The following is a 12,557-nucleotide window of genomic DNA, read 5'->3' as shown; positions in this document are numbered from 1 at the left end:
TATGGCAAGTCAACCGTCTCTCGTATAAATTTCCGAGTGAAACGGTGTCTGCGGTGGGTTTTGCCGGGTTACCTGACGGAAAATTCCGGCTAAAGAACCGCTTTAAAACGGGTGGAAGACAATGGACGATGAGCGCAAAGCAGGTGTGGCCCTTGGCAAGAAGCGCAAATCCCCCAAGGGCGCGATCCGCCGGCAGGCCATTCTTGCGGCAGCGATGCAGCACTTTGCCCGGGACGGCTATCAAAACGCGTCTTTCGCAGCTGTCGCTGCTGACGCCGGCCTGTCTTTGCCCGGACTTCTTCACTATTTTCCAACAAAAGTGGACTTGCTTCTCGCCGTTCTTGAGAAGCGAGACCTTGAGAGCGCGTCGTCTGTGGGTACAAAGTACGACGATTGGCGCAAAGTCCTGCTCGGTCTGACAGATGTTGCGAGGTCGAATCAGGCTATTCCCAATGTCGTCCAGGCATTTGCGGTGCTCAATGCAGAAAGCCTGACCAAAGACCACCCTGCAAGCACGTGGTTCGCATTACGAGTGAGCCATCTCACCAAAAATCTCGTCTTCTCCCTGCAAAAAGGCATATCCGAAGGCGAGATCAAACCCGATATCGATCCCTCATCCATCGCAGCGGAGTTGATAGGAATGATGGACGGACTTCAAATGCTCTGGCTCAGATCGCCTGAAGAGATTGACATGGTGAAGATATTTTCGAGCTATATAAACCGTCTGATCGAGACGATAGAGCTTCGTTGAGAGCAGTGGTGCGCGTATCGAATCGATAGCGGTGGGTTAACGCCTAAAATATCCCTGACGGCGGCAGAACAAGCCGACGGTTTGTACGGCACAATCTCACCAACTTTATCGAATGCCGCCAGATTGCGCATGAAACCTGTCGCCCCCTGTGAAACGTCACCAGTTCTTGCAGTCAAACGATATCAGATCAGCACTTGATGCCCCGGCGCGACGGATCGGTAGGTCCTTGCCGGAGATACATATCCTGTCGGGCGGATCGGGCTTTTGAGCTCATCGATCGGCGCGTTGCGACGAAGCCCTCGTCTGGCCGGATCGGGTACCGGCACAGCAGCCATCAGCTTCTTGGTATAGGGATGCTGAGGGTTGGCGAAAATCGATGCGCGTGGGCCGATTTCGACGATTTCACCTAGATACATGACCGCAACGCGGTGGCTGACCCGCTCGACGACGGCCATGTCATGGCTGATGAACAGGAAAGCGATCTTGAACTGTTCCTGCAAATCGAGGAGCAGATTGCAGACCTGCGCCTTGATCGAGACGTCCAGTGCCGACACGCTTTCATCCGCGATGATGACTTTGGGATTGAGCGCCAATGCGCGGGCAATGGCAATGCGCTGACGCTGACCGCCGGAGAATTCATGAGGATAGCGATCCATCATGGACGCAGAAAGTCCGACGCGCTCCAGCAGATCTGCCGCCATCTGCTTGGCCTGGGAGGACGAAGCAATCTTGTGCTTGATCATGGGTTCGGCCACCGCATAGCCCACCGTCATGCGCGGATTGAGACTGGAAAAAGGATCCTGAAAGATCATCTGCACGCTGCGGCGCATATTGCGCAAGGCGACCTGATCGAGCCTGAGAACATCGAACCCATCCAGTGTCACGCTTCCACTGCGAGGTTCCACCAGCCGGGCAATCGAACGTCCCGTCGTAGACTTTCCGCAACCCGACTCGCCGACGAGGGACAGGGTCTCACCCTGAAACAGATCGAAAGAAACATTTTCGACAGCATGGACGGCACCGGTCTTTCGACCGAACAGGCCCGAACCGACATCGAAACGCGTCACAAGATTCTTGACCGACAGAACCGGTGTCAACCCTCCCTCGACGGTGTCTGGAACCTCTTTGGCCTCAAAAATCGCACCGCTCGATGTATCGACACGCGGGAAGCGTAACGGCCAGTCATGGCTCTCCATGGAACCGAGCTTGGGGACGGCTGCGAGCAGGGCGCGCGTATAAGGATGCTGGCCGCGATGGAAGATATCGGCGGTGGCGCCCGTTTCCACCTGATCGCCCCGAAACATGACGATGGTGCGGTCGGCGATTTCGGCGACGACACCCATATCATGCGTGATGAAAAGGACGGCCATGCCCTCTTCTTCCTGCAACTGCTTGATGAGGTCAAGAATCTGACCCTGGATCGTCACGTCGAGCGCCGTTGTCGGCTCGTCGGCAATCAGAAGCTTCGGTTTCGATGCCAAGGCCATCGCGATCATGACGCGCTGGCGCATGCCGCCGGAAAACTGGTGAGGATATTCGTCGAAACGGCCCTGGGCATTTGGAATGCGCACCTTTTCCAGAAGACGGATGGTTTCTGCCCGTGCTTGCGCCTTGTTCATGCCCTTGTGGCGCGTCAGGACCTCTGAAATTTGCCGCCCAATGGTGAAGACAGGATTGAGCGACGTCATCGGCTCCTGAAAAATCATCGCCATGTCATTGCCGCGCACTGCGCGCATGTCTTTTTCGGAAATGGCAAGAACATCTTTGCCACCCAGCATCACCTGGCCTTCGATGCGACTGGAGCGCGTTTCCAATAGGCGCATGATCGACAACGAGGTCACGCTTTTGCCAGAGCCGCTCTCCCCTACGATGGCGACAGTTTCACCGGCCTTCACTTCGAAGAAGAGGTCTCGCACGACGCTTTTCCACTCGCCATCCACCAGAAAAGAGGTGGTGAGGTCTTGAACCGATAAAACAGTCTCGCGCGGCGATACTTTCACGGTTTCGGTCATGACATCATCTCCCCACTGCATAGGCTTGCATGAGGCGTGGCGTGGCAGCGGCTCTTAAAAGACCATCGGCATCGCGGCGCGCGGCGGTGAGGCGACCGACCGTCCATGGGTCGGCTACGGTGATATCGTGCCCACGGGATTTGAGATCGGCCAGTGCCTGCTCGCCAATGCTGCTTTCGATCATGACATTGCCGGGCTGGCGGGTGCGTGGGTAGAAAGAGCCCGGGAAATGCGTGGTGTGGAACAGCGGCAGGTCGATGGCCTGCTGCAAATTCATGCCGAAATGCGCGTAGCGCAAGAAGAAGGCCAATTGCCACTGATCCTGCTGGTCGCCGCCCGGCGTGCCAAAGGCGAGTGTGGGCTTGCCCTCGAACAGGCCGAGCGATGGCGTCAACGTCGTGCGCGGACGCTTGCCCGGTGCCAGCGATGTCGGCAGACCGGGTTTCATCCAGAACATCTGCGCACGCGAGTTCAGGCAAAAGCCAAGGCCGGGAATGATCGGGGAGGATTGCAGCCAGCCACCCGACGGCGTGACCGACACCATGTTGCCGTCCCGGTCGATAACATCGATATGGACGGTATCGCCCCGCTTTTCGGTGAGATGCGACATGGTGGGCTCATAGACCGCACCGATGCCAGCCATGGAGTTGACCATGTTCATGGTCAGGTCATGCTGCGCATCGAAGCCGGGAATGCGACCGGGACGCAGGTCCATCGACGCCCTGTCGGTGATCAGCTTTCGGCGCTCGTCATTGTAACCATCCGAGAGCAGAGTCTGGATCGGGATTTGCGAAAATTCCGGATCGCCATAGTAGACCTCACGGTCGGCATAGGAGAGCTTCATGGCCTCGACAACGGTGTGCACGAAATCGACCCCTGCCGGGTCCATGGAGCCGATATCGATTCCCTTCAGCAGAGCCAGCGATTGCAGCAGGACCGGCCCCTGCCCCCATGATCCGGTCTTGGCAATGGTCCAGCCGTGGTAATCATAGGTGGTGGGTTCTTCGATGGTGGCCGTCCAATTGGCCATATCCTCGGCGCTCAGAACGCCTTTATGACGGTTGCCGCTGGCGTCCATGACCTCTGCGGTCTCGAGATAATCGCCGATCGCCTCGGCGACGAAACCGCGATAGAAAGCATCACGGGCGGCATCGATGCCGGCATCGCGGTCCGATTTCGCCTCGGAGGCGGCGATGATCCGCTTCCATGTCTCGGCCAGAACAGGATTCTTGAAGCTCGACAGGGGTTCAGGTGCGACACCACCCGGAAGCCATGTTTCATAAGAGGTTGGCCACTCCTTCTGGAAGAACTCAGCCAGACCCTTGATGGTCGCGGACACGCGCGGCAGCATCGGGTGGCCGTTTTCGAGGTAATAGATCGATGGTTCCAGCACCTCACGAACACTCATGGTACCGTAGTCGCGTAGCATCAGCATCCAGCCATCGAAGGCCCCGGGAATAACGGTTGATAGCAGCCCGTCGCCGGGAATGAGGTCGATGCCTTCGGCGGTATAATGCTCGATGGTGGCACCCGCAGGCGCGGTGCCCTGCGCACAGATAACCTCGACCTTATCCTTCTTCTTGGAATAGATGATGGCGGGCATATCACCGCCCGGTCCGTTCAGGTGGGGCTCCAGAACCTGCAACACGAAACCGGTGGCAACGGCAGCATCGAAGGCATTGCCGCCCTTTTCGAGAATGCTCATGCCGACGGCAGAGGCGATCCAGTGGGTGGAGGTGACGACGCCGAAGGTACCGAGAATTTCCGGGCGGGTGGTGAATGCGTTCATGACAATGTCCTCTTGGGAAGTCTTAGTTTTCGCGCGGGTCGAGCGCATCGCGCAGACCATCGCCCAGCAGATTGAAGCCGATCACGACAAAGAAGATCGCGGCCCCCGGCCACATCGCCATCCACGGCGCTTGCGTCAGAAAGTTCTTGGCGACGTTCAGCATCGAACCCCAGCTTGGTGCGGGCGCTTGCTGGCCCAAGCCGAGGAAGGACAGGCTGGCTTCCGCGATGATCGCCGTCGCCACCGTCAGCGTCGCCTGTACGATGATCGGGGGCACGATGTTGGGCAGGATATAGCGCAGCATGATATCGCCGTGGCCAAGCCCGATGGAGCGCGCGCCCTCGATATAGTCCTCGGTCTTGACGGCCATGACCTGTGAGCGCGTCAGCCGCACGAAGATGGGCATGGCGGACAGGCCGATGGCGATCATGGCGTTGGTCAGGCTTGGTCCCAGAAAGGCGGCAAGTGCGATGGCCATGATGAGAAACGGCATGGCGAGAAAGGCTTCGGTGATACGCGAGATCACCTGATCGACCCATCCGCCGAAATAACCGGAGACGAGGCCGAAGGGAACGCCCAGCAGAACGGCAATTGCAACCGAAATGACGCCGGCCATCAAGGACGCCTGTGCACCCCATATCATTCTCGAAAGAACATCACGACCGATGTCATCGGTACCCAGCCAATGCGCCGCCGACGGTGCCTTGCGGATGGCACCCCAGCTCGTGGCAATGGGATCGGCCAGCGGTAGCACAGGTGCAGCGATGGCCAACAACGTGAAGAAGGTGATGATGATGAGACCGGCAATCGCACTGCGATTACGCTTCATCTTTTTCCAGGCGCGACTTTGATTGGCCTTGGGATTTTGCGCGGGAATAAGCTGTGAGGACATGCTCATATCGCTGCCCTCATGCGTGGATTGAGAAGAACGGTCACCACATCGGCCAGCAGGTTCATGAAGATAAACCCGACCGCCGTGCACAGCACAACACCCTGTACGACGGCATAGTCACGGTTGAATACGGCATCGACGATCAGCTTGCCGAAGCCGGGGATAGTGAAAATCTGCTCGGTCAGAACAGCACCGGCCAGAAGCTCCCCGAACAGCAGCGCCGTCAGCGTGATGACTGGCAAAAGTGCGTTGCGGAACGAGTGACTGAGCACGACTTCACGCGTGGACAGGCCCTTGGCGCGCGCAGTGCGGATATAATCCGACTTCATCACCGACAGCATGGACGAACGCGTATGACGCATCAGCGTTGCGGCAAGCCCCGTGCCCAGCACGAAGGACGGCATGATCATGGTTTGCAGCGATCGAACGGGATCGACAAAGATGGACTCGTAGCCCGAAGCCGGAAGCCAGCCGAGTTGGACGGAAACGAACAAAATCAGCATGATGCCGAGCCAGAAATTCGGGATCGACAGGCCCGAGAGCGCTACGATATTGGCGACGTAATCAATCCATGTGTTCTGCTTGACCGCGGCCAGAATGCCCATGGGAACACCAATGGCAAAGGCGAAGAACATCGACATCAGCGCCAGCTGGATCGTCACCGGCAGCTTTTCCGCCACCAGTTCCAGAACCGGCTGGTTGGTGCGCAACGAAACACCAAAATCGCCCTGAACCACCGAACCGATCCAGTAAAAATACTGGTAAATGACGGGATCGTTCATCCGGTACTTTTCGCGCAACAGCTCGATGACGGCGGGATCACGCTCCTCACCCGCCATGGCGAGAATGGGATCTCCCGGCAACAGCTTCTGCAGCGAAAAGACGAAAACGGAGATGATCAGCAGCGTCGGTATTGCTACCAGCAGCCGCTTTGCGATGTAGATATGCATGGAAGCAAATCCTTATACGGGCTAGGCTCAGGACCGGGATGCGGGACGCAGGCTTAAGGGATGCGCCCCGCACTCTATTCAATGCAGGCCTAGTCTGCTTTCTTCACCCCCGTCAGGCGGATCATGCCGTCGCCGGAAGGAGTGAAACCGGTGATCTTCTTGGAGTAGGCATAGAGATATGCCTGATGGCCGAGATAGATCAGCGGCAGATCCTCATCTAGGATTTTGGTCGCGGCATCGTATTTGGTCTTGCGCACGGTATTGTCCGTCGATGCGCGCGCCTCGTTCAGCAGCTTGTCGACTTCAGGATTGCAATATTTGGTGTCGTTGATACCACCTTTGCAGGTCACGAACTGGTGGATGTTGCCATCAGGATCAGAACGACCGGACCAATCGGAACGCGACAGAACGTAATTGCCAGCCGTCTGCTCCGACAGTAGCGTTGCGAATTCCGTGGCCTTTAGCTTCACATCGAAACCCGCTTCGGCAGCCATCGACTGGATCACCTGCATGGCCTGCGTCTGCGTGGTGTTGTTGGCATGCTGGAGCTCGATTTCGTATTTGTCGAAACCCGCTTCTTTCATCAACGCCTTTGCCTTCTCCACGTCGCGAGCGGGAACCGGAATGTCCTTGTTGTACCAAGGGCTCGTCGGTGGCCACGGCTGATTGCCCGCCATGGCGGTGCCTTCAAACACGACCTGATTGATAGCCTCGCGGTCGATGGACAGGGAGAAAGCCTGGCGCAGGCGCTTGTCCTTGCCAAACGGATTGTCGGCCTTGGCACCATTGCCGATGTTGACATACAAGGCCATGTAACCGGGCCCGACGATCTCACCGTAATTAAGCTTGCCGTCTGCCTTCACGGCCGCCACGTCCGATGCGGAAATGCGCTCTGCAAGATCGAGATCGCCCGATTGCAGGTTGGCCAGACGCACAGTCGTATCGGGGATCGGCAGGAACGTGACCTTGTCGATGAAGATATTGTCCTTGTTCCAGTAATCGGCAAACTTCTCCAGAACAATGCGGTCCTGCTGGACGCGTTCAACGAATTTGAAGGCACCGGAGCAAACCGGCTTCTTGCTGAAGTTGGCGCCCAACTCCTTGCCAGCCGTCGGGGAAATCATCATGCCAGCGCGGTCGGAAAGCTGCGCGAGCAGACTGGCATCCGGGCTCTTCAGCGTGAACTTGACCTGATACGGTCCGGTCGCTTCGACCTTGGCCACGGAGGCAAGTTCGCTCTTGCGCCGCGATTCCGGCAGCGTCATGTTGCGGTCTATATTGTAAACAACCGCCTCGGCGTTGAACGGCGTCCCATCATGGAAAACCACGCCTTCACGTAAGTCCATCGTCAACGTACCGCCGTTGTCACCCCACGCCCATTTGGTGGCGAGCTGCGGAATGACGGCGAGATTGTTGTCGAGATCGAGAAGCTTGTCGCATAGGCTGGTATAGACGATGCGGCCAACGAATGTGCGCGATTGCGCCGGGTCCAACACATCTGCATCGTCCATGAGGCCAATCCGCAGATTTGCCGACAGCGCCGGCGTTGCCAAAAGGGTGCCGAGGAGAAGCAGTCCGGAAAGTCTAGCAAGTCGTTTCATTGTCTTTGTTCCCTTGGTGGTTATCTCAAATCGGCCGGTTTTCCGGTCTCTGATTGATGACGTCGTCTGATTTCAGTGTGGCTCGGTCTCCGCAACAGAGGCGGACACGTCCTGCGTGGCCATCGATGTCTGGCGGATCAAACGCTCCTGAAGCGTCAACAGGTGATTGCGCATGGCCTCCCCGGCGCGCTCCGGATCGCGAGACGCAATAGCCTCAATGATATCGGTGTGCTGATCGCGCGATTCCTTCAATGTCCTGTCCTGCTTTCTGGCGCGCTCACGCACCGACTGCCACACAGGATCCTGGCGGACGCGGTTGATGACATCGAAAAGCGACAGGAAGAGCTGGTTTCCAGCCGTCTGCGCGATCAACCGGTGAAGAGAACCGTCCCAAAGCTCGCGCCAATCCGCATCTGTGCGCTCGTAAATCTTGTCGCGCAGATCGCGCATACGCTGGATATCACTGTCTTTCGCGCGCATGGCTGCCAGTTGCGCAAGCTGAGGCTCCAGTCGCAGGCGCACTTCCATGATTTCCATGAAATTGGTTCCAGACACAAGACTGGCCGCGTGGTCGCTCCAGCTATCCGGCTTCTGGCCAAGGAACGTCCCCGCCCCCTGCTTGCGCCAGATCAGACCTTCGGCTTCCAGAACCTCTAGCGCACGGCGTATTTCTCGTCTTCCAACGCCAAACCGTTCGGACAACAGCCGCTCGGTTGGCAACTTCCCGTCCGACGAAAGCGTGGTGACACGCAGCAACTCACGCAGTCTTTCAAGTGCGTAGTTGGAATTTTCCGGTGCTCTGGCGTCGGATTTCTGATCCAATGGTTCGTACCAATTTCGAATTGGTTCAATGAAACCCCAAACAAATGCACCGTCAAGCCACTTTTTAGTGCAGCGCGGAAAAATGATGTAAAAGTTAGCACTCTCCGTCAGCGCTCGCTCCCTTCACCGAGCGCTGGATTGGGTACCCTTCGTCTGAAAAACACCCGCTAAAATAGTCAGGTCCCTACTGACTTTTAGCAAACACATTCAGTGAGATTTTCAAAAGTAATATTATACGGATTTAAAAGTTTTAATAAAATTGACAAATTACGACTTATACTCAAAATTCCTTCTATATTTCGAATTTAATTAGCCGTTAATTTTATAAGTATAATAAAGATAAAATACGCACAATGATTTTGCTTGATCCAATCATGATGATTGATTACCGATTATTAATCGTCCGAGGTATAGAGCGATGCAATTTTTCAACGACATGCGAATCCTGGCAAAAGTTGCCACAGCATTTTCCATTCTTATTATGATTGGCCTTGGTGTGGCCATCATTGGCTCCTCCTCCTTGTCGAGGCAGCAGAGCGCGGCCGGCATCACGGAACACACTTATAAGGTGTTGGGCGTTCTCGACCAGGTGACGATGTCTGTGGCCCAAATGGAAAGCAATGTCCGGGGTTATCTCATAGCGCCTGGCAGTTCATACCTCGATGGAAAAGCTGCGGCAGAAAAAGAGTATCGTAATAGCCTTGCAGAAGTCCGGCAGTTGACCTCAGACAATCCTGCCCAGCAAACTCGCCTCAATGAACTGGATACGTCTGTTCAGGGATGGCTGGATAACGTTGCAAAGCCCAGACTGACCTGGGCAGCAGATCCGGCGACTCTCCAGAAAGCATTCGATCATGCCGCTCAGGGTGCGGGTCGCCAATACATGAGTGCCGTGACAGGCAAAGCGAAGGAAATAACCGACGTCGAGCTCAAACTGCTGGACGAGCGTGCGGTCGCTGCTGCAAATGCTGCAGCCACCGCGCAATGGCTGAGTATCGCGGGCGCAGCCGGACTGCTCGTTATCGCAGCTATCAGCCTTTTCATCCTCAACCTGGGACTTGTGCGCCCCCTTACCGGGATCAATGGCGCCATGGCGAAACTTGCCGCAGGTGACACGACGCTGACCATTCCAGGCGTAGGACGCAAGGATGAAGTCGGAGAAATGGCCAATGCACTTGAGGTTTTCCGCAAGGCTGCCGTAGACAAGGTCGAACTGGAGCGTCAGGCCGAAGAACAGCGTGGCATGACGGAGGAAGAACGCAAGCGCAACGCCGAAATCGAGCGCGCAAAGGCAGATGCTGCCGCCACGGCCACGAGAGGTCTGGGCGAAGGTCTGAAAAATCTTGCCGACGGCAACCTTACATTCCAGCTTAAGCAGCCTTTCGCGCCGGAATTCGAACAGCTTCGCAATGACTTCAATGGCGCCGTTTCCCAATTGGCCGATACTTTGCGCTCTGTTGCCGGTGCTGCTGGTGCAATCGACAATGGCAGCCGCGAAGTCAGTTCCAGCGCCGATGATCTGTCAAAGCGCACCGAACAGCAGGCAGCATCCCTGGAGGAAACAGCGGCAGCCCTCGACGAGATCACCGTCAACGTCGCCAATTCCTCCAAGCGCGCCGACGAAGCCCGCAAGATTGCCGTTCAGGCCAATCAAAGCGCGGCAGAGTCCGGACGCGTGGTCGCCAACGCAGTCGATGCCATGCAGAGGATCGAAGAATCGTCGGATCAGATTTCAAACATTATCGGCGTCATCGACGAAATCGCCTTCCAGACCAACCTGCTTGCCTTGAACGCCGGCGTGGAAGCTGCGCGTGCCGGTGAAGCGGGCAAGGGCTTTGCCGTCGTTGCCCAGGAAGTCCGCGAACTGGCTCAACGCTCCGCCAAGGCCGCCAAAGAGATCAAGGACTTGATCCGCAACTCATCGGTAGAGGTGGAAAACGGCGTCAAACTGGTCAGTGAAACGGGTGAAGCGCTCAAGACCATCGAAAGCTATATCATCACGGTCAACCAGCATATGGACTCCATTGCCACATCGGCGCGTGAGCAGTCGGTCGGGCTTGCAGAGGTCAACACCGCCGTCAACCAGATGGATCAAGTAACGCAGCAGAACGCTGCAATGGTGGAAGAAACAAGTGCCGCAGGCGCAACCCTTGCCAGTGAAAGCGGCAGGCTGCGGGAATTGATTGCTCAATTCCAACTGAGCAACGGTTCGCAGCAGAACTCTTCAGTCGCGGCTGCAACGAAGGCACACCATCCGGTTCAGTCTCCTGCAAAGCAACTGGCTGGCAAAGTGGCAAAAGCATTCTCCGGCAATACAGCGCTGAAGGATGGCTGGGACGAATTCTGACCTGAATGACAAACGCCGTCTCGCTTGGCAGCGAGGCGGCGATATTTTGAAAAGAGAAAGCTGGCAGACGCAGCATCATTTCCGTCGCTAAGATGCCCTGCCCGTGGACCGCCCAGCACATGCTGAGCGGTCCACAATTTTACATATTAGATGTCGAACACAAATTCTGATCGAGGGGCCGAAACGCCTGTTCTGCGGACGTCTCAGCGACGATCTTGAAGAGATCCCATTCGCCTTTGCTTTCGCTCGGTGCCTTTGCCTGCAACAGATAGGTCGGGATGAGCGCACGTCCGTCTTCACGAATGCTGCCCTTGCCGAAGCAATCGTCGTCTGTCGGCATTTTCTTCATGACGCGGACGGTGTTGCGGCCCGATGCCTTGGCCTCGACTGCACCCATTTCTCCAACAGCCTTGAGGTAATGGAAAACGCTGGCATAGGTCGCGGCGTGTTCGCTGTTGGGGTAGTTTTTTGGCGTTTCTTTCTTGATTTTGTCCGTGAAGGCGCGGGTGCGCTCATTGCGGTCCCAATAGAATGTTTCCGTTAACATCAGCCCCTGCGCCGTTTCCAGACCCAGCGCATGGACTTCGGTGATGAAGCCAGCGACAGCGGCGATGGTGATGCTCTGGTCGAGGCCGAATTCCTTGACCGATTTGACGCTGTTGATGAGGTCGCCCGCCGTATTCGCGAAGGCGATGACCTTGGGGTTGGTGGACGTCGCGCTCAGCAGGAATGACGAGAAATCCGTGGTTCCTGGGAACGGATAGACCGAAGAGCCCAGAACCTTGCCGCCGCCATGGGTAATCACGTCGGTGGCCATGGCCTGAAGCGACTGGCCGAAGGCGTAATTGGCCGTGACGAAATACCAGCTGTCACCACCGTTTTTGAGAATGGCACCGCCGGTGGATTTTGCGCGGCAATAGGTATCCAGCGCCCAGTGCACGGTGTTGGGGCTGCAGGCCTTGCCGGTAAAATCGGCGCTGGCCGGGCCGCTGGCCAGAAACACCTTGTCCTTGGCCTTGATGACATCCACTGCACCCAGCGCAATGGCACTGTTGTTGATTTCGGTCACGGCATCGACGCCGTCCTGGTCGATCCATTTGCGGACGATTCCCACGCCCACATCCGTCTTCTGCTGGTGATCGGCCACCAGCACCTCGACATTGAACCCCCGCTCCAGAACTCCGGAATCCTTCACCGCCTGGCGTGCGCAAGCCACCGCCGTTTCACCACCGGTATCCCGGTACGGCCCGGAAAGATCGAGCAGCACACCTATGCGTATCGTCTTGTTATCCTGGGCGCGACCGATACCGGTCATGCTCAGCACGGTCGCGGCTGTTGCCCCGCCCAGAAATTGTCTTCTATTGATCATGTTGTCCTCCTCCTCCATTGAAGC

General features: G+C 56.8%; 9 protein-coding genes. 2 read left to right on the top strand and 7 right to left on the bottom strand.

Translation table 11 applies throughout. The features are described 5' to 3' along the window. Positions 1-121: 121 nt before the first annotated feature. Positions 122-751, top strand: coding sequence for a TetR/AcrR family transcriptional regulator (locus ASF29_RS01475; protein ID WP_062447849.1), 630 nt, complete (start codon positions 122-124; stop codon positions 749-751). A 182-nt stretch (positions 752-933) separates the two neighbouring features. Here the strand turns inward: ASF29_RS01475 and ASF29_RS01470 are convergent, their stop codons facing one another. The 6 genes from ASF29_RS01470 to ASF29_RS01445 all read right to left on the bottom strand — a co-directional run bounded on the left by ASF29_RS01470 (position 934) and on the right by ASF29_RS01445 (position 8,817). After that, entirely contained in the window at positions 934-2,763 is a 1,830-nt protein-coding gene (locus ASF29_RS01470) for an ABC transporter ATP-binding protein (protein ID WP_156462489.1), read from the bottom strand. 4 nt (positions 2,764-2,767) lie between these two features. After that, positions 2,768-4,552, bottom strand: coding sequence for a gamma-glutamyltransferase family protein (locus ASF29_RS01465; protein WP_062447844.1), 1,785 nt, complete (start codon positions 4,550-4,552; stop codon positions 2,768-2,770). Between the two features lie 22 nt (positions 4,553-4,574). Next, positions 4,575-5,450 (bottom strand): ABC transporter permease, encoded by an 876-nt coding sequence (locus ASF29_RS01460; RefSeq protein ID WP_062447841.1) that lies wholly within the window; start codon positions 5,448-5,450, stop codon positions 4,575-4,577. Then, positions 5,447-6,394 (bottom strand): ABC transporter permease, encoded by a 948-nt coding sequence (locus ASF29_RS01455; RefSeq protein ID WP_062447840.1) that lies wholly within the window; start codon positions 6,392-6,394, stop codon positions 5,447-5,449. Before ASF29_RS01455 ends, ASF29_RS01460 begins: the two co-directional genes overlap by 4 nt. An 89-nt stretch (positions 6,395-6,483) precedes the next feature. Then, entirely contained in the window at positions 6,484-7,995 is a 1,512-nt protein-coding gene (locus ASF29_RS01450) for an ABC transporter substrate-binding protein (protein ID WP_062447837.1), read from the bottom strand. A gap of 72 nt (positions 7,996-8,067) precedes the next feature. Further along, complete coding sequence (locus ASF29_RS01445; protein WP_062447836.1) at positions 8,068-8,817, bottom strand: FCD domain-containing protein; 750 nt, start codon at positions 8,815-8,817, stop codon at positions 8,068-8,070. Positions 8,818-9,235: 418 nt separating this feature from the next. Here ASF29_RS01445 and ASF29_RS01440 point away from each other — a divergent pair, with 418 nt between their 5' ends. Continuing rightward, positions 9,236-11,164: a methyl-accepting chemotaxis protein gene (locus tag ASF29_RS01440; RefSeq protein ID WP_062447833.1), complete on the top strand. Its 1,929-nt coding sequence runs from the start codon at positions 9,236-9,238 to the stop codon at positions 11,162-11,164. A gap of 139 nt (positions 11,165-11,303) precedes the next feature. Here ASF29_RS01440 and ASF29_RS01435 read toward each other — a convergent pair whose 3' ends face one another. Continuing rightward, a complete protein-coding gene (locus tag ASF29_RS01435; protein WP_062448602.1) occupies positions 11,304-12,533 on the bottom strand; it encodes an ABC transporter substrate-binding protein in 1,230 nt (409 codons plus the stop codon). Positions 12,534-12,557: the final 24 nt, after the last annotated feature.

Origin of the sequence: Rhizobium sp. Leaf262 (genome assembly GCF_001422245.1) — a bacterium.
In the GTDB taxonomy this organism is placed as follows: domain Bacteria; phylum Pseudomonadota; class Alphaproteobacteria; order Rhizobiales; family Rhizobiaceae; genus Agrobacterium.
This window is presented reverse-complemented; position numbering and strand designations above follow the sequence as displayed.